The organism is Paractinoplanes rishiriensis (assembly GCF_016862375.1).
Lineage (GTDB): Bacteria > Actinomycetota > Actinomycetes > Mycobacteriales > Micromonosporaceae > Actinoplanes > Actinoplanes rishiriensis.
The window spans coordinates 24,739-44,105 of sequence record NZ_BOMV01000035.1 but is presented as its reverse complement, the minus strand read 5'-3'; the positions used below and the strand labels follow the sequence as shown (position 1 = coordinate 44,105).

Annotated in this window: 19 protein-coding genes and 1 pseudogene; 11 read left to right on the top strand and 9 right to left on the bottom strand. The window is 70.4% G+C overall.

Going from position 1 to position 19,367, the window contains the following annotated elements; genetic code table 11:
* Positions 1-9: 9 nt before the first annotated feature.
* Positions 10-1,635, bottom strand: coding sequence for a restriction endonuclease (locus Ari01nite_RS16025; RefSeq protein ID WP_203782046.1), 1,626 nt, complete (start codon positions 1,633-1,635; stop codon positions 10-12).
* A 372-nt stretch (positions 1,636-2,007) separates the two neighbouring features.
* Between Ari01nite_RS16025 and Ari01nite_RS16020 the strand changes: the two genes are divergently transcribed.
* The 4 genes from Ari01nite_RS16020 to Ari01nite_RS16005 all read left to right on the top strand — a co-directional run bounded on the left by Ari01nite_RS16020 (position 2,008) and on the right by Ari01nite_RS16005 (position 5,876).
* Positions 2,008-3,720 carry an EAL domain-containing protein gene (locus tag Ari01nite_RS16020; RefSeq protein ID WP_203782045.1) on the top strand — a complete coding sequence of 571 codons (1,713 nt, stop codon included), beginning with the start codon at positions 2,008-2,010 and terminating at the stop codon, positions 3,718-3,720.
* Between the two features lie 19 nt (positions 3,721-3,739).
* A complete protein-coding gene (locus tag Ari01nite_RS16015) occupies positions 3,740-4,129 on the top strand; it encodes a cupin domain-containing protein (protein ID WP_203782044.1) in 390 nt (129 codons plus the stop codon).
* Between the two features lie 126 nt (positions 4,130-4,255).
* Positions 4,256-4,726 carry a MarR family winged helix-turn-helix transcriptional regulator gene (locus Ari01nite_RS16010; protein ID WP_203782043.1) on the top strand — a complete coding sequence of 157 codons (471 nt, stop codon included), beginning with the start codon at positions 4,256-4,258 and terminating at the stop codon, positions 4,724-4,726.
* A gap of 64 nt (positions 4,727-4,790) precedes the next feature.
* The gene (locus Ari01nite_RS16005) at positions 4,791-5,876 is read left to right on the top strand and encodes an S-(hydroxymethyl)mycothiol dehydrogenase (RefSeq protein ID WP_203782042.1); all 1,086 of its coding nucleotides are present in this window, start codon (positions 4,791-4,793) and stop codon (positions 5,874-5,876) included.
* On the opposite strand, the gene Ari01nite_RS16000 is transcribed toward Ari01nite_RS16005, so the two are convergent.
* Positions 5,873-7,219 carry an MGH1-like glycoside hydrolase domain-containing protein gene (locus tag Ari01nite_RS16000; RefSeq protein WP_203782041.1) on the bottom strand — a complete coding sequence of 449 codons (1,347 nt, stop codon included), beginning with the start codon at positions 7,217-7,219 and terminating at the stop codon, positions 5,873-5,875. The genes Ari01nite_RS16005 and Ari01nite_RS16000 overlap by 4 nt on opposite strands.
* A gap of 22 nt (positions 7,220-7,241) precedes the next feature.
* Positions 7,242-8,315: a DNA polymerase ligase N-terminal domain-containing protein gene (locus Ari01nite_RS15995; RefSeq protein ID WP_203782040.1), complete on the bottom strand. Its 1,074-nt coding sequence runs from the start codon at positions 8,313-8,315 to the stop codon at positions 7,242-7,244.
* Positions 8,316-8,368: 53 nt separating this feature from the next.
* Here Ari01nite_RS15995 and Ari01nite_RS15990 point away from each other — a divergent pair, with 53 nt between their 5' ends.
* Positions 8,369-9,043, top strand: a complete 675-nt coding sequence (locus tag Ari01nite_RS15990) for a helix-turn-helix transcriptional regulator (protein ID WP_203782039.1) — start codon at positions 8,369-8,371, stop codon at positions 9,041-9,043.
* On the opposite strand, the gene Ari01nite_RS15985 is transcribed toward Ari01nite_RS15990, so the two are convergent.
* Complete coding sequence (locus Ari01nite_RS15985) at positions 9,027-9,428, bottom strand: VOC family protein (protein WP_203782038.1); 402 nt, start codon at positions 9,426-9,428, stop codon at positions 9,027-9,029. The two genes, Ari01nite_RS15990 and Ari01nite_RS15985, sit on opposite strands and share 17 nt — an antisense overlap.
* Before the next feature lie 138 nt (positions 9,429-9,566).
* Between Ari01nite_RS15985 and Ari01nite_RS15980 the strand changes: the two genes are divergently transcribed.
* The 3 genes from Ari01nite_RS15980 (at position 9,567) to Ari01nite_RS15970 (ending at position 13,516) form a co-directional block, all read left to right on the top strand.
* The gene (locus tag Ari01nite_RS15980) at positions 9,567-10,673 is read left to right on the top strand and encodes an FAD-dependent monooxygenase (protein ID WP_203782037.1); all 1,107 of its coding nucleotides are present in this window, start codon (positions 9,567-9,569) and stop codon (positions 10,671-10,673) included.
* A gap of 314 nt (positions 10,674-10,987) precedes the next feature.
* Positions 10,988-12,745 (top strand): aa3-type cytochrome oxidase subunit I, encoded by a 1,758-nt coding sequence (ctaD, locus tag Ari01nite_RS15975; protein ID WP_203782036.1) that lies wholly within the window; start codon positions 10,988-10,990, stop codon positions 12,743-12,745.
* Positions 12,746-12,799: 54 nt separating this feature from the next.
* The gene (locus tag Ari01nite_RS15970) at positions 12,800-13,516 is read left to right on the top strand and encodes a formylglycine-generating enzyme family protein (RefSeq protein ID WP_203782035.1); all 717 of its coding nucleotides are present in this window, start codon (positions 12,800-12,802) and stop codon (positions 13,514-13,516) included.
* Here the strand turns inward: Ari01nite_RS15970 and Ari01nite_RS15965 are convergent.
* The 5 genes from Ari01nite_RS15965 to Ari01nite_RS15945 all read right to left on the bottom strand — a co-directional run bounded on the left by Ari01nite_RS15965 (position 13,513) and on the right by Ari01nite_RS15945 (position 17,858).
* Positions 13,513-14,082 carry a TetR/AcrR family transcriptional regulator gene (locus tag Ari01nite_RS15965; protein WP_203782034.1) on the bottom strand — a complete coding sequence of 190 codons (570 nt, stop codon included), beginning with the start codon at positions 14,080-14,082 and terminating at the stop codon, positions 13,513-13,515. The genes Ari01nite_RS15970 and Ari01nite_RS15965 overlap by 4 nt on opposite strands.
* Positions 14,079-14,399, bottom strand: coding sequence for a DMT family transporter (locus tag Ari01nite_RS15960; RefSeq protein ID WP_203782033.1), 321 nt, complete (start codon positions 14,397-14,399; stop codon positions 14,079-14,081). The genes Ari01nite_RS15965 and Ari01nite_RS15960 overlap by 4 nt, the downstream gene beginning before the upstream one ends.
* A gap of 265 nt (positions 14,400-14,664) precedes the next feature.
* Positions 14,665-15,954, bottom strand: coding sequence for an MFS transporter (locus tag Ari01nite_RS15955; protein WP_203782032.1), 1,290 nt, complete (start codon positions 15,952-15,954; stop codon positions 14,665-14,667).
* A gap of 45 nt (positions 15,955-15,999) precedes the next feature.
* Entirely contained in the window at positions 16,000-16,563 is a 564-nt protein-coding gene (locus Ari01nite_RS15950; RefSeq protein WP_203782031.1) for a nicotinamidase, read from the bottom strand.
* Positions 16,564-16,571: 8 nt separating this feature from the next.
* Positions 16,572-17,858: a nicotinate phosphoribosyltransferase gene (locus Ari01nite_RS15945; protein WP_203782030.1), complete on the bottom strand. Its 1,287-nt coding sequence runs from the start codon at positions 17,856-17,858 to the stop codon at positions 16,572-16,574.
* Between the two features lie 106 nt (positions 17,859-17,964).
* Here Ari01nite_RS15945 and clpS point away from each other — a divergent pair, with 106 nt between their 5' ends.
* The 3 genes and pseudogenes from clpS (at position 17,965) to Ari01nite_RS15930 (ending at position 19,320) form a co-directional block, all read left to right on the top strand.
* A complete protein-coding gene (gene clpS / locus Ari01nite_RS15940) occupies positions 17,965-18,255 on the top strand; it encodes an ATP-dependent Clp protease adapter ClpS (RefSeq protein WP_203782111.1) in 291 nt (96 codons plus the stop codon).
* Complete coding sequence (locus tag Ari01nite_RS15935; RefSeq protein ID WP_203782112.1) at positions 18,231-18,776, top strand: DUF2017 domain-containing protein; 546 nt, start codon at positions 18,231-18,233, stop codon at positions 18,774-18,776. The genes clpS and Ari01nite_RS15935 overlap by 25 nt, the downstream gene beginning before the upstream one ends.
* Before the next feature lie 53 nt (positions 18,777-18,829).
* Positions 18,830-19,320: pseudogene (locus tag Ari01nite_RS15930) on the top strand (M67 family metallopeptidase).
* Positions 19,321-19,367 lie beyond the last annotated feature (47 nt).

The window sequence follows — 19,367 nt, the reverse complement described above, 5'->3', positions numbered from 1 at the left end:
GGGCGGACGCTACATCGATGCGCCTCTCTGGTCTGTCCAGGGTCCGGTCAGCTCGATGCGGGCCTTGATGCGGCAGTGGTTGGCCAGCAGGGTCACCAGGGCCGGGCCGTCGATCAGTTCCAGGGGGCGGCCGGCCAGCGCCTCGTACGCCTCGGCGTCGATGCCGGACAGCGACACCAGGATGCCCTTGGTGGCGCCGGCCGCCGTGACCGCGCCGGCCAGGGCGTGCACCGCGGCGGCGCCGGCCGGGCCGCTGCGGGTGGCGTGCAGCACCACCTTGCCGCCGAAGATGGGGCGCGGGTCGGTGGCCAGCCAGCGGGCGCCGCTGTCGGTGCGGACCGGGGCGCCCATCTCGAGGCCCATCACCCCGAACAGGTCGTGCAGTTGCTGTTCCCAAGCCTGGTCGGGGAGCGTGATCAGGTTGGGCCGCTCGTCGATGTCGGCGAGCACGTTGAACTCCTCGGTGAAGTCGAGGTCGGCGTCCCGGTCGAAGTCGATTTTCGGGGTCACCGCGGCCAGCGTGTCCGGTTCTCCGGACAGCGCGCCCTGGAGGTGTTTGACGCAGGCGACCGGGTCGACCCGGCGCAGTTCGATGGCCGCGTACGTGTCCCGATCCGTTTTGACCGACACCAGGCAGGGGCGGATGAAGCGGCCGGTGCGGCGGTCGATGGTGTCGACGATGCCGTTGAAGGAGATCTGTCGCACCAGGGCGCCGCGGTCCGACTCGACGATCTCGTGGATGGTGCGCAGCGTCACCCGGGCGATGACGTCGACGTACCGGTGCCGGATCTCGGCCTCGTCGCGGGGGATGGCGGACAGGTCGTCGCGGACCCGGTCGTACCGATACTCCTTCACCACCGGGATCACCTCGATCGGCGGCAGGTGGTACTCGATCAGCAGGTGCTTCTGCTTGGGCAGGTAGGCGAGCCGGAAGTGCTGAGGGAAGTCATCCGGATACACCGAGTTGCCGAGCACCATGGCGAAGTACTCGACTACCGAGGCCGGGTCGGCGCCGGCGACCGCGGCCGCGAACCGGTCCACCTCGGCGTTGTAGGCGACCATCTTGGCCTCGTACTTGCGCCGGTGTTCGTCGTAAGCCCGGCGGCGTTCGGCCAGGCGCTGCCTGCGCCGGTCCTCGTCGGCCTGCCAGCGGGCCCGCGCCTGCTCGTACGCCCGCCTCGCCTGGGCGGTCTGCTGCTGGTGCAGCCGGTCGCCGCCGATAATCTTGCCGACCCCGCGCGGTTGCGGCGGCTGATAGCTCTGCCAGCTGGGCTCGGGGTGCGGCCGGCTCAGCGGACCCGGGTCGAACGGCGGTACCGCGAGCGGTTTCTTGAACTGGTCGAGGTCGATGTGGTCGTCCACGTCCAGCGTGGACAACAGCAGGCTGTCCAGGTCGCCGAGCCGCGCGCGCACCTCGGCGTTCGCCGCCGCCGCGTCCGCGGTGCGCGCCTCGGCGTACAGCCGCTGGCGTTCGCGCTGCCGTTCCACGTCGGACGCCGCCTGCTGCGCCGCCGCGATGGCCAGGTCGGCGTTGCGCCGGATCATGTCGCGCTGCTGCGCCGCGGCCGTGTTCGCCCGCTGGTCAGCCGCCACCTGCGTGGCGCGCACCCGCTGCATGTCCCGAATGATGCCCATGCTTCGTCCTCGCTCCGCGTTGGTCCAATCGCCACCATATCCATCGGTTCCCGATCTCGTTACGCGGCGCGTCCGCGACGATGCATTCCGTGCATGGATCGGGCGGTCGAGGGGTAGGAACTGCGGAAGGTTCCACAGTCAGCACTGGCAGTAACTGTCCGTCATGGAGTCGACGCTAATCTGCGGCGAATATCACGCAGCGCAGTGGTCATCCGATCGGTTGATTCCCTACTCTGATCGGGCGAGAAACCGCAGTTCCGGGGTTTGCCGGGCGGTCCGTCAAAACATTGACGCGGACGTCCTCTGTTATATCGGCCGCGTGACGGGTCGTAATAGTTCCGGGGATGGCACAGGTGAGGGGGTGGATGGCGCATGGCTGCGCCCGAGGAGCGGCAACTGCTGCCTTCCGTCCTCCCGGAGCCGCGTACGCCCGCCGACGACCGGCCCGCCGCGGCCGGGAACGCCTGGTTCTCGTACACCGCAACGGGCGACGAGATCGTCTGGTCCGCCCAGCTGCGGGGCATGCTGGGCCATTCGCACGCCCAGCACGAGGTGAGCCGCAAGGTCCTGGCCCGGTACGTGCACCGCGAGGATCACGCCAAGGCGCTGAGCGCCATCACCCAGGCGTGGACCAGCCGGGTCCCGGTGCGCACCACGGTCCGGCTGATGCGGGCCGACGGCGGCTGGTTCGACGTCGACTGCCGGCTCGAGCCGGTGAAGAACGCCGACGGCACCGTCCGCGGTGTCCGCGGCGTGGTCACCGACGTGTCGGCCCGGGAGCGGGCCCGGCGCGAGATGGCCCGCCTGGCCCGGCGCGACGAGACCGTACAGGACTCGCTGGCCGACCCCGATCCGGCCACCGGCCTGCTCACCCGGGCCCGGTTCATCGACGAGATCGACCGCGCCCAGCGGCGCGGCGGCGGCGCCATCCTGGTGATCCGGGTGCAGTCCGAGCGGGCCGGCGACACCGAGGACGCCCGCCCCGACCGCAACGCCGACCTGCTGCACCGGGCCGCCCGGGTGCTCGAGGGCGTGGTCCAGCGGGGTGCGCTGCTCGGCCGGGTCGGCACCAGCGAGATCGGCCTGCTGCTGGCCGGCACGTCCTGGCCCACCGCCCGGCGCGAGGCCGAACTGCTGGTCGAGGCGCTGCGCTCGCAGACGTTCGTGCTGCCGGACAGCTGGCTGCGCGCCCAGGCCTGGGGCGGCCTGGTGCGGTTCACCCCGGACGCCGAGGCCGGCAGCCACGAGGTGCTGATCGACGCCGAGCACGCCTGGCGTCAGTCCCGGGACGCGGAACGGCCGCTCACCCTGGTGGCCCACCCGGTGCCGGTCCGTGACCGGCAGGGCTCCTACCGCAGCCGGGTCGCCGACGCGCTCGGCACCGACCGGTTCACGCTCTACTCCCAGCCGATCCTGGAGCTCCAGACCAACAAGGTGACCCGGCACGAGCTGCTGCTGCGGGTGCTGGACGACACCGACGGCCCGCAGTCGCCGATCCAGGTGCTGGACACCGCGGAGCGGCTGGACGCGGTTTACGACATCGACCTCTGGGTGGTCGAGCGGGCCATGCAGCTGGCCGCCGAGCAGCCCGACACCTGCCTGCAGATCAACCTGTCCGGCCGGTCGGTGGGCGACCCGCGGCTCACCGACGAGGTGGAGCGGCTGATCCAGCACTACGAGGTCAACCCGGCCCAGCTCACCTTCGAGATCACCGAGACCGCGCTGATCGGCAACCTGCTGGAGGCCCGCCGGTTCGCCGACCGGATCCGGGACCTCGGCTGCGAGCTGGCGCTGGACGACTTCGGCTCGGGCTATGCGTCGTTCCGCTATCTCCGGATCTTCCCGATCGACCTGGTCAAGATCGATGGGGAGTACGTGGTCGACCTGGTCGCCAATCCGCAGGACCAGGTACTGGTGCGCGCGCTGGTCCAGGTTTGTCAGGCATACGGCATCCACACCGTGGCCGAGTACGTGCAGGACGAGCCCACCCTGCGGCTGCTGCGCGAGCTGGGCGTGGACTACGTGCAGGGCTATCTGATCGGCCGTCCCGCTCCGGTGCTGCCGGGACGGTTGCCGGGGGCCTGACCTGGGTAAGCGTCCGGTCATGGAGCACTACACCATCGCCACCGTTGCCGAGAAGAACCCCGACTTCCGCCGCGTCCTGTGGACCGGCAAACACACTCAGCTGGTCGTGATGACGATCCCGCCGGACGGCGAGATCGGCGAGGAGGTCCACGAGGTGGACCAGATCCTGACCTTCGTGAGCGGGGTCGGCAAGGCCATCGTCTCCGGCGAGACCCGGAACGTGGCGCAGGGCGACCTGGTCGTCGTCCCGGCCGGGCGCAAGCACAACTTCCTCAACACGGGTCCCAACCCGCTGGTCCTCTACACCGTGTACGGGCCGCCGGAGCACGCCGACGGTGCGGTGCACCGCACCAAGGAGGAGGCGGACCGGCTCGAGGAGCAGGGCAAGGACGAGCCCCCGCAGCAGTAGTTGACGCGGCGCCGGAACCGGCCGAGGCCCCCCAGCCAGCCGGTCCCGGCGCCACGCGGGGGCAGAGCCCCCGCGGCAGAGTACTAGCGTCAATGTGCGAAACGACAGACCGGCTAACCTTCCACCATGGACGAGCCGAGGTGGTTGACCGACGAGCAGCAGCAGGCCTGGCGCCGTTTCGTCGAGGTGCTCGTCCGGGTTCCCGCCGCTCTCGAGGCTCAACTGCAACGCGACGCCGGCCTGACCCACATGGGCTACATCGTGCTGTTCACCCTCTCCGAGCGGGACGACCGGCGGCTGGCCATGAGCAAACTGGCCAAGCTGGTCGTCGCCTCGCTGTCCCGGTTGTCGCACGTGGTGGCCCGGCTCGAGGCACAGGGCTGGGTGCGCCGGGTGCGCGACCCCGAGGACGGCCGGGTGCAGATCGCCGAGCTGACCGACGCCGGCTACGACAAGGTGGTCGCGTCGGCGCCGGGACACGCGGACGCCGTACAGCAGCTGATTTTCGACCGCCTCAGCCCGGCCCAGGTGCGCCAGATGGCCAAGCTGGCCGATGCGCTGCTGGAATCCCCGGTCGAGGTGCGTCCTCCGGGCTGACGCCGGGTTCCGGCGCCCCTACGCTGGGCGAAGGCAGGTCAACGGCGACGAAGGGTGCTGCGTGATGAGTCAGCGGGTGCGGGGCGTGATCGCCCGGGCCAAGGGCGCGCCGGTCGAGACGACGACGATCGTCGTTCCCGACCCTGGTCCCGGCGAGGCGGTGGTAAAGGTCCAGGCGTGCGGGGTGTGCCACACCGACCTGCACTACCGCGAGGGCGGCATCAACGACGACTTCCCGTTCCTGCTCGGCCACGAGGCCGCGGGCGTGGTGGAGTCGGTCGGCGACGGCGTCACCGACGTCGAGCCCGGCGACTTCGTGGTGCTCAACTGGCGCGCGGTCTGCGGCGACTGCCGGGCCTGCAACCGCGGCAAGCCGTGGTACTGCTTCGCCACCCACAACGCCAAGCAGAAGATGACGCTCGAGGACGGCACCGAGCTGTCCCCGGCCCTGGGCATCGGCGCGTTCGTGGAAAAGACGCTGGTCGCGGCCGGCCAGTGCACCAAGGTCGACCCGGAGGCCCGGGCCGCCGCGGTGGGCCTGCTCGGCTGCGGCGTGATGGCCGGCCTCGGCGCGGCGATCAACACCGGCGGCGTGACCCGCGGTGACTCGGTCGCGGTGATCGGCTGCGGCGGGGTGGGCGACGGCGCGGTGGCCGGTGCGGCGCTGGCCGGCGCCACCACGATCATCGCGATCGACACCGACGACCGGAAACTCGACTGGGCCCGGCAGTTCGGCGCCACCCACACGGTGAACGCCCAGGACGTCGACGTGGTGGAAAAGGTGCGCGAGCTGACCGGCGGGTTCGGCGCCGACGTGGTGATCGAGGCGGTCGGCCGCCCTGAGACGTACAAGCAGGCCTTCTACGCCCGCGACCTGGCCGGCACCGTGGTTCTGGTGGGCGTGCCCACCCCCGAGATGACCATCGAGCTGCCGCTGCTCGACGTCTTCGGCCGGGGCGGGGCGCTCAAGTCCAGCTGGTACGGCGACTGCCTGCCGACCCGGGACTTCCCGATGCTCACGGCGCTCTACCGGCAGGGCCGCCTCGACCTGGACGCGTTCGTGACCGAGGAGATCGCGCTGGATCAGGTCGAGGACGCCTTCGGCAAGATGCACACCGGCGGCGTCCTGCGCTCCGTCGTAATTTTCTAGGCGGCCCGCGCGTAGGCCGGCACCGACCGGTCGGCCAGCAGATCGAGGGAGAGGGCCGCGGTCCAGCTGAACGTCGGCGCGCCGAGGCCCTCGCCGGTCGCCGGGTGGAAATACTCGAAGTGGCCGTTGCGGTGCACCAGCCGGACCATGGCGGTGCGCAGGTCCTCGGCCTCGTCCCGGAAGCCGTGCACCAGCAGACCGCGGCGCAGCAGCCAGTTCACGTTGATCCAGACCGGTCCGCGCCAGTAGCGCAGGGTGTCGAACTCGGGCGCGGTCCGGTCGTAGCTGGGCGCCGGCAGACCGGTCTGTTCGGGCAGTCCGAACCGTGCCGACCGGGCCTGGCCCAGGACCGCCTCGACCTGGTCGGCGGCCAGGTCGGGCAGCATGAGCGGCAGCAGGCCGCTGACGCAGTGCAGTGGGCTGAGCCGGTCGGTGCGCAGGTCGCGGCAGTGGAAGGTGCGGGTCCGCGGGTCCCACAGCCGCTCGGCGATGGCCGCGGTGATCCGGTGCGCCCGCTCCCGGTGGGTGGTGGCCTCGGCGGCGCGGCCCAGCTCACCGGCGATCTGTGCCAGGGCCAGCTCGGCGGTGCCCAGGATCGCGTTGAACGCCGGGCACTCGACCGCGAAGGTGTGCCGGCTCAGCAGTCCCTCGTCCGAGTAGCCCTCGGCCCGGTAGTTCAGCACCAGGCCGACGTACCGCGAGTAGTCGAGGTCGGTAGGCCGGTGCGCGGCGTCGGCGTTGGCCAGGTCACGCCGCCGGTACGTGCTGAGCAGGTCGGGGTCGGCCGGCACGCCGGCCAGTGCGGCGTCCCAGCCCGGGCTGTTGTCCAGGCCGGACTCCCACGGATGCACGATGCAGGCCAGACCGGCGCCGCCGAGGTTGCGCGAACCGGTCAGGTAGTCCTGCTGGGCCACCAGCCGGGGGTAGAGCCACTCCAGCTCGATCCGGGCCTGCAGGGCGGAGTCCGCGCCGTGCGCCGCCGCGTGCCGGTAGACCTCCCAGGCGGCGACCGCGTGCATCGGCGGCTGCACGATGCCGGTGCTGCCCCGGCCGGGCACGTCCCAGAACGCGGGCCCGGGGAAGTAGTCCTCCTCGGCGGTCGCCGGGTCGAACACGATGTGCGGCACCCGGCCGTCCGCCCACTGCGCCTCGAACAGGCTGCGCAGGTCACGCCAGGCGCGGCCGGGGTTGGCGTAGGCGAGGCCGATCGCGATGAAGGCGGCGTCCCAGCTCCACTGATGCGGATAGAGCCGGCGGGAGGGCACCATATGGTGCCCGGTCCAGTTCGTCTCGAGGACGCGGACGGCGGAGTTCCAGAGGTCGGCCGACATCTCCTCGTGCATCTCTTCCCTACCTCGTGGTGCGCTAGCCGGTAACGGGAATGGTGCGCCAGAGGCGGCTGTGCCGGCCCGGACGGTAGGGCGAGGTCAGCCGCTTCGCCACCACGGCGGACAGGCCCTGGGCGCGAGCGGCGTCAACCGCGAAGGCGCCGCCGCCCGCGAAGTACGGTGGTGTCTGCCAGTGTTCGCCGGAAATAGCCAGTCCGTCCAGCAGTTCCCGGCGTTCGGCGTAACCAATTCGCTCGACCGTGCTGTGTCCCTCCAGCCAGAGCAGGTCGTAGGCGAGGAACTGGACCGGGGTCCGCTCGGCCGCGCGCCGGGCCGCACCGGAGTCCTTCGGCGCTTTCCGGCGGGCGAGCAGGTCCGGGTCCGGCCGGGTGCCGTCGAAGGCCAGGATCTCGCCGTCCAGCACGGCCTCGACCGGCGCCAGCGCCGGGCCGAGGGCCCGAACCTCCGGGTACCACGAGGTCACATCGCCGGCGTCAGCTTCCATCAGCCGTACGCGACCGCCGGAGACGTACGCCGAGATGCGGCGCCCGCCCCAGGCCATCTCGAAACCCCAGTTGTCGTCGTCGGCCGGCAGCCGGCTGGACTCGCCGGGCAGCATCGGCGGCACCACCTCGGGCATCGACTCCCAGCCGGGTTCCGGCGGGTCCATCCGGCGCACCATCCAGTCGGCGCCGCCGGTCTGGAAGAAGATGTACCGGCCGGTCGCGCGCTCGCCGTGGAAGACCACCGCGATCTCGTCGTCCCGCCATTTCTCGGTCTCGTACGTGCCCCGGTCGAAGATCATCATGCGGCCACCGCCGTACTCGCCGGCCGGAATCTCGCCCGCGAAGTCCAGGTACTCCAGCGGGTGGTCCTCGGTGTGCTTGGCCAGGTTGTTGCGGCCCTGGTCGCGGGGCAGGCCGCGGGGGACGGCGAACGAGACCAGCACGCCGTCGCGTTCCAGCCGGACGTCCCAGTGCAGGCTGCGGGCGTGATGCTGCTGGATGACGAACCGGTTCCGCTCGGTCTCGCCGGGATGGGCCGCGGGGATCGGTTCCGGGGTGCGCTTCGGGTCCCGTTTGCGGCGGTATTCGCCCAGCCGATCCGTCATACCCTCATTGTTCCCCGCGAATTTCTGTCGTACCCCCGTGCCAGGGTAGGCCCATGTATTCGGAATTCGCCTCAGCCCTGCCGCACGTGACGGCCTGGTGGAGCGTGACGCCACCGGGGGCGGGCCCGAAACGCATCCTGCCGGACGGCTGCCTCGATCTGATCTGGCAGGACGGCCATGTGTTCGTGGCCGGTCCCGACACGATTGCCCAGGTCGGCCGGCCGCCGCCGGGCAGCCGCATGGTCGCGCTGCGGTTCGGCTCGGGCACCGGGCCGGGCGTGCTCGGGCTGCCGGCGTCCGAGGTGGTCGACCAGCGGGTGCCGCTCGACGCGCTGTGGCCGGCCGCTGCGGTGCGGGCGCTCGCCGAGGCCGCCGACCCGCTGGCCGCGCTGACCGCGGCGGCCCGCGAGCGCTGGCAGTCACCTGACCGGGCGATGGTGGCGCTGGCCGAGGCGGCCCGGGCCGGCCGTTCGGTGGGCGCGATCGCCGACGACTGCGGCCTCAGTCCGCGCCAGCTGCAGCGGCGCAGCCACACCGCCTTCGGCTACGGCCCCAAGACCCTGGCTCGGGTGTTCCGCCTCGAGCGCGCGCTCCGGCTGGCCCGCTCCGGGACGCCCTTCGCCACGGTCTCGGCCGAGGCGGGCTACGCCGACCAGGCCCACCTCGCGCGCGAGGTCCGTGCCCTGGCCGGCGTCCCGCTCGGCGAGTTGCTCAGCCCGGGGCCTTGACCCAGGCGAACAGATCCACCTGGTTGCCGTCCGGGTCGGTGATCAGGGCATATCGCTGGCCCCAGTCGGCGTCCCAGGGTTCCTTGACGCTGACATAGCCGGCCGCGACGAGGTCGGCGTGGACCGCGTCCACCTCGGCCGCGTCCGCACAGAGGAAGGCGAGGCTGGGCCCGTCCTTGTCCTTGCTCACGGTGAAGGACGGATCGAACGACTGGAGTGACGCGACCGTGTCGACCATCAGCCGGATGCCGCCGGGCAGTTCCACTTCGGCGTGCGGTTCGCGGTCCGCCCCGGGCGGGAACTCCAGCCCCAGACGACGATAGAAGGCAAGGGAGGTTGCCATGTCGGCCACTGCGAGGCCGATCCCGTTGAGTTTCGGAGTCATGCGGCCGACGCTACGGGCGGCGGTTCGCGCCGTCTTGAACAAATCGGACGCGTCCATGATCGAGGGTTTTCCGCGCCGGTGGCACCGGGTAGTGTTCTGGCTCCGACGCGTGTCCGACCGCTGGGAGGCAGTGCCGCGATGACCTTGCGCATCCTCGTGGTGGGCGCCGGAATTGCCGGATTGGCCACCGCTCGGGCGCTGCGGCTCGCCGGGTACCGGCCGGACGTGGTCGAGGAGCTTCCCGCGACCATGTCGCCGGGCGCGGGCATCTACCTGCCGGGCAACGCCTCGCGGGCGCTGCGCCAGCTGGGCCTAGACGCACCGTTGCGCCCCCTCGGTGACCTGATCTTCCGTCAGGTCTTCCTCGACTCCCGCGGCCGCCAGCTGTTCGAGATGGACGTGGCCGGCCTGTGGGCCGGTGTCGGCGAGTCCCGCGCCATGTCCCGGGCCGACCTCCAGCAGGTGCTGCTCACCGGGGTGGGCGGCGAAGTCCGGTACGAGACGTCCGTCCGCGACCTGGAGATCTTCGACGGCGCCGCCAAGGTCGAGTTCGGCGACGGCAGCGTCGCCGAGTACGACCTGGTCATCGGCGCCGACGGCCGCCGCTCGACGATCCGGGCGAAGGCCGGCCTGGGCGGTGCCGCGGTGCCGACCGGCCAGATCGTCTACCGCTCGGTCGTCACTGGCGGGCCCCCGCTCAGCGACTGGACCGCGTTGCTCGGCCGGCGGTCCTCCTTCGTGGCCATGCCGATGGGCGGCCGCAAGCTCTACTGCCTGGCCGACGAGACAGCACCGGACGCGCCCAACCCCGACGACCCGCGGGCCCACCTGCGAAACATCTTCGCATCGTTCGGCGGCCCGGTCCCGGCGATCCTGTCAGCCGTCGAAAAAGTCTCGGTAGCCCGCACCGACGAGGTCGTGATCGACTCCTGGTCCCGCGGCCCGGTCCTGCTGGTCGGCGACGCGGCCCACGCGACCGCGCCCACGCTGGCCCAGGGCGCCGCCATGTCGTTCGAGGACGCCGTGGTCCTGGGCGACGAGCTGAAACGCACCGGCGGCGACGTCCCCGCCGCCCTGTACGCCTACGAACTCCGCCGTCGCCCCCGCTGCGGCGCCGTCCGCGACCGCACCCGCGAACGCGACCGCACCCGCGACGTCCCCCCAGCACTGCGCGACCCGATGCTGCGCCGGCGAGGCTTGCGCATCTTCGCGGAGCATTACCGCCCCCTGGTCCCTCCAGTCTGAGGCTCGCCGGCCTCAACTCGCCGGCGGGTGCCCGGCCCGGCTTCCGCGCTGGCCTCACGGGCCTCTTTGGAGCCGCCGCGCGGCCCTTGCCCCGGTTGCGTCCGATCGCGTCACCGGGCCTCCTGACCTCCATCGCCACTGTGGTGTGCTCCTGCCTGGAGCCCGCGCCTGCGTGGCACCCCGCGCCCTGACCTCGATCACCTCTTTGGCAACCCCGCGCCCGGAGGGGGTGGGCCGGGGACTATTCTGCCTGCGAGGTGCGTCTTTCCCTTCAGACGTACTGAGTGGGACAAACGAGACAACGGAGGCTATTCGTGACGACCGTTGCGCCTAAGCCGATCGTGACCCGGCCCTACCCGGTCCGGCGGCAGGTCAAGGGCTCGGCACTCGCCCGGGCTCTGCGCACGACGGATGCGAAGCAAATCGGGATCATGTACATGATCACGTCCTTCGTGTTCTTCCTGCTGGGCGGCCTGATGGCGCTGCTCATGCGAGCTGAGCTGGCCCGTCCGGGCATGCAGATGCTCTCGCCCGAGCAGTACAACCAGCTGTTCACGATGCACGGCACGATCATGCTGCTGTTCTTCGCGACGCCGATCGTGTTCGCCTTCGCGAACTTCGTGGTGCCGATCCAGATCGGCGCGCCCGATGTGGCCTTCCCGCGGCTCAACTCGTTCGCCTACTGGCTCTACCTGTTCGGCGGCACGATCACCATCTGCGGCTTCCTGACCCCGGGTGGTGCGGCCGACTTCGGCTGGTTCGCGTACACGCCGCTGAGCGACTCGCTGCACTCGCCGGGCATCGGCGGCAACATGTGGGTGGTCGGCCTGGCGCTGTCCGGCCTGGGCACCATCCTCGGCGGGGTCAACATGATCACCACGATCCTGACCCTGCGGGCGCCCGGCATGACCATGTTCCGGATGCCGATCATGACCTGGAACATCCTGGTCACCAGCCTGCTGGTGATCATGGTCTTCCCGTTCCTGGCCGCCGCGCTGTTCGCCCTCGCCGCCGACCGCGTGCTCGGCGCCCACGTGTTCGACGTGGAGACCGGCGGGCCGATGCTGTGGCAGCACCTCTTCTGGTTCTTCGGCCACCCCGAGGTGTACATCATCGCGCTGCCGTTCTTCGGCATCATCACCGAGGTCATCCCGGTCTTCAGCCGCAAGCCCGTCTTCGGCTACAAGGGTCTGGTCTCGGCCACCCTGCTGATCGCGGCGCTGTCCATGTCGGTGTGGGCGCATCACATGTTCGCCACCGGCCAGGTGCTGCTGCCGTTCTTCAGCTTCCTGAGCTTCCTGATCGCGGTGCCCACCGGCATGAAGTTCTTCGTCTGGATCGGCACCATGTGGCGCGGCCAGATCAGCTTCGAGACGCCGATGATGTTCGCGCTCGGCTTCCTGGTGACGTTCCTGTTCGGCGGCCTGTCCGGCGTGCTGCTGGCCTCCCCGCCGATCGACTTCCACGTGAGCGACTCCTACTTCGTCATCGCGCACTTCCACTACGTGCTGTTCGGCACGATCGTGTTCGCGGTGTTCGCCGGCATCTACTTCTGGTTCCCCAAGATGTTCGGCCGGATGCTCGACGACCGCCTCGGCAAGCTGCACTTCTGGCTCACGTTCCTCGGCTTCCACGCCACCTTCCTGGTGCAGCACTGGCTCGGCACCGAGGGCATGCCCCGCCGGTACGCCGACTACCTGCCGAGCGACGGCTTCACGTTCCTGAACATGTTCTCCACGATCGGTTCGTTCGTGCTGGGCCTGTCCACGCTGCCGTTCCTCTACAACTGCTGGAAGTCCTACAAGGTCGGCCAGGTGGTGACGGTCGACGACCCGTGGGGCCACGGCAACTCGCTGGAGTGGGCCACGTCGAGCCCGCCCCCGCTGCGCAACTTCGACCGCATGCCCCGCATCCGCTCGGAGCGCCCCGCCTTCGATGCCAAGTTCCCCGAACTGGCCGCCGGCGAGCAGTCCCTGGCCGGCCCGCCCGAGGGCGGCGCCCGCCCGCTGACCAGCGAGTCCGACGGCGGCGCCACCTACGCCGAAGACATAGCCTCCGACCGCGACCGCTAGCAAGTGCCAACGGCCCGCTCCCGCCCGGAGCGGGCCGTTCCGCATACCGCCACGATGACCACCATCCTCACCGGCCGCGAGCTGCTCCCCATCCCACCCGGCCGAGTGCTCCTCTCCGACCGCCGCCTACAGCGTCGCTGGCAGGTGGACCTGCGCCCCTTCCACTTGGCCGCGGTCCCGGTGACAACCAATTTGCGGTACGGCCACGACACCCGCTCACCGGCCGATCCGTCCGCCGGCGGGCCTTCTGCGTTGGCCGGTCCCTCTGCCTCGGCTGAAGGGCGGGCCGGGCGGCTGCCTGCCGTCAACGTGTCGTGGTGGGACGCGGTTCGATTTTGCAACTCGTTGTCGGAGCGTGAGGGGCTTGCCCCGCCGTACCTGATCGATGGCGAATCGGTTGTCTGGGACGAGGCGGCGGACGGTTACCGGCTGCCCACCGAGGCGGAGTGGGAGCACGCCTGCCGGGCCGGCACCGCTGAGCCGCGCTATGGCGAACTCGGGAAGATTGCCTGGTATCGGGACAATTCCGGCGAGCGGCTGCACGAGCCTGGCGGGAAGCTGCCGAATGCCTGGGGGCTGTACGACATGCTCGGCAACACGTGGGACTGGTGCTGGGATGTGTACGACGCCGAGGTCTACGGGTCCTACCGGGTGCTGCGGGGTGGCGGCTGGTTCGACGAGCACTGGAGTTGCCGCGCCTCGGTGCGCCGGCGCAGTCATCCGGACTTCACGGTTGACGACGTCTCGTTCCGGCTGGCCCGTTCGATCTAGGCTGCGGCCAGTCGCCGGATCGCGTTGGCCAGGCCTTCGGCGTCCAGTTCCGAGCCGGTGACCAGCACCTGGAGCATGGCCCCGTCGAGCAGTGCCGAGATGTTGCGGGCCGCCGCACTGCCGACCCGGGGCTCGAGGAGGCTGTGCACCCCGTCCAGCCATTGGCTCGCGAGGGGGCGCAGGGCCACATCCCGGGCGGCCGCGACGCACAACTCGTACTCGATCTGTGCTCTTTGGCGGTCGGCCAGATAGTCCGCGGTGAGCGCAACCAGCGTCCCCGCCAGATCGGTCGTCCCGCCGAGCCGCTCCGCCCACAGCTGGAGATCGGCATCCTGCGCCGCGGCCGCCCGCTCCAGCCCCGCCGCGATCAGCGCGTCGAGCGTCGGAAAGTAGTAGGTGGTGGCGCCCAGCGGCAGTTCCGCCCGCGCCGCCACCGCGCGGTGGGTGGTCCGCCCGATCCCGTTCTCGGCGATGACCTCGAGGACGGCGGCCGCCAGCGCTTCCCGCCGAGCCTGCGGATCGCGAGTGCGCCGGGCCGGCCGGGTAGCCCCCGGCAGGGAACTCAATGCGCACCGCCGAGGTTGAGAGTGACCACGCCCGCGATGATCAGGCTGATGCCGGCGACCTTGACCACGGTGATCGGCTCGCCGAGGAAGGCGGCGCCGATCGCAACGATGGCCGCGGTGCCGAGGGCCGACCACAGCGCGTAGGCCACGCCGACCGGCACGCCCTTGACGGCCTGGGAGAGCGCGAGCAGCGAAATCGCGTAGCCCGACAGGCAGGCCAGGGTGGGCCACAACTTCGTGAACCCCTCGGTCGACTTCATCAGGCTGGTGGCCGCAATCTCAAAGGCGATAGCAGCCATCAAAAACACGTACGGCACGGTGACACCTCTTCTTGTACGTTCGTACAAGTACGATCGTACAGGAGCGTGCCGAAACGCTCACAACCCGATTTCCGCCGCCGATAGGCAGGGGTTGAGCAACCGCGGCCGCGCACGGCCGTCAATCTTGTCGACCTGCCGCAATCCGCGAACGCGAATTCCAGATCGGCGGCTGCCCAGCCGGCCGGGCCTCAGGAGTGTCGAATTCGCGTTGCCGGAGCGCACCAACTCCGCAAGATCATGCTGGGCGGCGGGATGGGAGTGGTCAGGGGCGGGTGGATTGGGCGTTCATGGTGTTGGCCAAGGTGGCGGGCTCGGTGGCTCTGGCGGCCGGGACCGGGAGGTCGGCGGGTGCGGTGGCGGATAGGGCTGAGGGTGGGTCGGGGTGGCGGCGGTGGTGTAGTTCCAGGAGGAGGACTGCTGCGGCTATCAGGGTGCCCACGCCGCCTACCGCTACGAAGCCCCACGCGGGGGACCACGTGTCGGCGGCCAAGCCGGCCAGTGGGCCGCCCAAGGCGACGCCGACGGTCAAGGATGAGTTGTGCAAGCCCATCGCCTCGCCTCGGGCCGAGGCAGGGGTCATGCGGCTCACGGCGTCGGCGCTTGCGGTGATCGTGGGGGCGCACAGGGCGCCGCACGGGAGCAGCAGGATGGCCAGCAGCCACCAGTGGGCGGAGCCCAGGGCCACCGCCACGGTGAGCACGGCCATCGGGGTCAGCAGGGCCACCGCGGGCAGGCGGCGGTGCATCGTGCCGTAGGCGAAGCCGCCCAGCAGGGAGTAGAACGCCCACAGCGACATCACCAGGCCGGTCCAGGGGAGTTCGCCGTTTTCGCGCAGGACTGCCACCACCGTCACGTCGGTGCCGGCCAGGACCAGGGTCGCGGCCAGCGTCACGGCCAGGACGGCTATGAAGCGGGGGCGGAGCCAGGTGCGGCGGGGGACCCGAACGCCTGCCTCGATGGGGGCCTCGTGTGCGGCGCGCACCGGTGGGTTCAGCAGCCACAGGCCCACGCCGGAGACCAGGATGCCGGCGCCGATGGCCAGCATCGCGGCGCGGGAGCCTGCCGTGGTGGCGATCAGGACGCCCAGGGCGGGGCCGGCCATGAACGAGATCTCGGTGGTGATCGAATCTAGGGCGAAGGCGGGGAGGCGCTGGGACTCGGTGGTCAGGGCTGCGATCGACTGGCGGGCCACCGCGAAGGCGGGCAGGGCCAGGAAGCCACCCAGCAAAGCCATCAGAAACAGGGTCCAGTACGGCACAGCCTGGGCCACGGACCAGAAGATGACCTCGGCGATCGTGGTGAGGACCAGCACCGGGCGCAGGCCGCGGCGGTCGACCAGGCGGCCCATCACGGGGGCGCCCACCGAACCGCCGACCGTGAACGCCGCGCCGATCAGGCCCGCGGCGCCGTAGCCGCGACCAAGGTCGGTGACGACGTGCAGCGTGAGCACGACCGCGCTGGCCGCGATCGGGATGCGGGCCAGCGTCGCGACGGCTAGCAGCGATTTGATGCGGGGGAGCGCGAGCGTGTCCCGGTAGGGCTTGAGCAGCATGGTTCCTGACCTCCGCAGGACATACTGCCTCGGGGGTACGACAGATCAGGAATTCGCGACCTGGATCGACGCCGTGCGGAACTCGGCCAGGGCCGCCTCGGTGGTGCCCTCGGACACACCGGCGGTCAGGTCGAGCAGGACCGTGGTGGTGAAGCCCTCGGCGCGGGCGTCCAGCGCGGTCGCGCGTACGCAGTGGTCGGTGGCGATGCCGACCAGGTCGACCTCGGTGACCTCGCGCTCTCGCAGCCAGGCCGCCAGGGTCTCGCCCTGGTCGTTGTGGCCCTCGAAGCCGGAGTAGGCCGCCTTGTGCTCGCCCTTGTGGAAGACCGCCTCGATCCGCTCGGTGACCAGCGACGGGTGGAACTCGGCGCCGGACGAGCCGACCACACAGTGCGCCGGCCAGGAGTCCAGGTAGTCCGGGTGATCGCTGAAGTGCGCACCCGGATCGATGTGCCAATCCTTGGTGGCCACCACGTGGTCCCACCTGGTGGCACCCTCGGCGAGGGCCTGCGAGACGCCGGCCGCGACCGCGGCGCCGCCGGTCACCGGCAGCGAGCCGCCCTCGCAGAAGTCGTTCTGGACGTCGACGATGATCAGAGCGCGGGCCACGGCAACTCCTAAACGGTCGGGACGATGGTGACGGGGATGGCCGGGTCGCCGGCCGAGAGCTTGAGCCCCTCCCACGGTATCGAGATGAGGCACTGCCGCAGGTGGTCGCGGGACTCCTGGAGGGTGGGCGGCTCGAGCACGTCGCCGGCCACCACGTACGACCTCTGCAATAGGCGATCGTTGGCGGAGTGGTCGGGCACACCCTGGGAGACGATGATCTCCTCGGTCGCCGTGCCGGTGGGCTTGTGCCGGCGCACCGCGGTCTTGCGGCCGCCGACCGTGGCTTTGTTTTCCGAGCGCTTGACCACCGGCTTGCCCTCGACCTCGACCAGTTTGTAGACCAGGCCGGCGGTCGGCGCGCCGGAGCCGGTGACCACCGCGGTGCCGGCGCCGTACAGGTCGACCGGTTCGGCGGCGAGCGTGGCGATCGCGTACTCGTCCATGTCGCCGGACACGATGATCTTGGTGTCCGCGGCGCCGAGCGAGTCGAGCAACTCGCGGGAGTGCTGGGCCAGCACCGACAGGTCGCCGGAGTCGATCCGGACGGCGCGCAGGCCGGGGCCGGCCACCGCGATCGCGTTCCGGATGCCCTGCGCGATGTCATACGTGTCGACCAGCAGTGTGGTGTTTTTGCCGAGGGCCGCCACCTGGGACGCGAAGGCGGCCGGCTCGTCGTCGTGCAGCAGGGTGAACGCGTGCGCCGAGGTGCCCGTGGTGGGTATGCCGTAGAGCGCTCCCGCGGCCAGGTTGGAGGTGGACGCGAAGCCCGCCAGGTAGGCCGCCCGCGCCGCCGCGACGGCCGCGTTCTCGTGGGTACGCCGCGATCCCATCTCGATGATCGGCCGGCCGCGCGCCGCGGTGACCATCCGGGCCGCTCCGGCCGCGATGGCGCAGTCGTGGTTGAGCACCGAAAGGATGAGCGTCTCGAGCACCACGCACTCGGCGAAGGTGCCGGAGACCGTCATGATCGGGGAGCCCGGGAAGAACAGTTCGCCCTCGGCGTACCCGTCGATGTCTCCGGTGAAGCGATAGGCCGTCAGCCACTCCGCGGTGCTCTCGTCGACGATCTGCGCCCTGCGCAGGAAGTCGATCTCCTCGGACCGGAACCGGAAGTCGTGCAGCAACTCGACCAGCCGGCCCGGTCCGGCGACCACGCCGTAGCGCCGGCCGGTGGGCAGCCGGCGGGCGAACACCTCGAACACGCATTGTCGATCGGCCGTGCCGTCGCGCAGGGCGGCGCTGACCATCGTCAGCTCGTACTGGTCGGTCATCAACGCGGGGGCGAAGGTGTTCACCCCATCACCCTATTGCGCCGGGAGCGCCCCTTACTAACGGTGCGTTGACCTGCGGTTCGGCGCTCCGGTTCACCGATGCGGCGAAACCGGTGGCAACATGGGGGTCATGGCGTTGCCACAGGTTGCTCCCGTCGAGACACCGGAGGTCGAGGAGGCACCCGTCGACGACACCCCCTGGGTGACCATCGTCTGGGACGATCCGGTGAATCTCATGTCGTACGTGACCTGGGTTTTCCAGAAGTTGTTCGGCTACAGCCGGGAGAGGGCCGAGCAGCTGATGCTGGACGTGCACACCAAGGGCAGGGCCGTGGTGTCCTCCGGCGCGCGCGAGCGCATGGAGATGGACGCCAACCGGCTGCACGGATACGGTCTCTGGGCGACGGTGGACCGGGCCTGAACACCGGCGGGAGAGGGCAGATGTTCCGACGCAACGGCGCACAGTGCGTTGCCACGTTCGCGGTCGACGAGGTGCGCGTGCTGCGCAAGGTCGCCGGCGAGGTGGTGGGCCTGCTGACCGACGGCATGGACCACACCGATCCGGTGGTGTCCCGGCTGTTCCCGGACATCTATCCGGACCGCCCCGACGACTCGGCCGAGTTCCGCCTCTACACCGAGGGCGAGCTGAAAACCGGCAAGATCGATCAGGCAGGTGCCATTCTCGCGGCACTGCCGGATGAGGGCGCGGGCGAGGTACGCCTGGACGGCGAGGCGGCGGAGGCCTGGTTGCGGGCCATCAACGACGCCCGGCTGGCGATGGGCACCCGGCTCGACATCAGCGCCGACACCGATCTCAGCGAGGAACTCGAGCGGGCCGTGATCCACGACCCGGGCTCGAGCCGGGTGTTCCAGCTCAGCGTGTACGCATACCTGGGATATCTACAGGAGTCTTTGCTGAATGCGCTGCCCGAGATCAAGTGAGTGTGGGCACGGCCACGCCGGGTCCGTGGAAATCTCACGGTAATGTGAACGACGTGCTGACCATCGACAGCGCGATCGTCGACGCGATCGTCGCCCATGCTCGCCGGGACCACCCGGACGAGGCCTGTGGCGTGGTCGCCGGCCCGGCCGGCGGTGACCTGCCGACCCGGCTGATCCCGATGGACAACGCCGCCCGGTCGATGACGTTCTACGAGTTCGACTCCATGGAGCAGCTGCGGGTGTGGCGCGAGATGGATGACAACGACGAGGAACCGGTCGTCATCTACCACTCGCACACCGCGACCGAGGCGTACCCTTCTCGGACGGACATTTCGTTCGCCGGCGAACCGCATGCGCATTACCTGCTCGTGTCGACTCGTGAGCCGGACTCGGAGGAGATCCGGTCGTTCCGCATCGTGGACGGTGTGGTGGCCGAGGAAGAGATCAACATCGTGGATGCGACGGTGGACGCGTGAGTGTGAGCGTTGTGCAGCCGTGCCTGTTCGGGCAGAGCCCCGTGTCGGTGGTCTACGAGTGTCGCTGACGACACTCCGGCAGATCCCTTCCCGACGTTCGACCCTTACTCAGGAG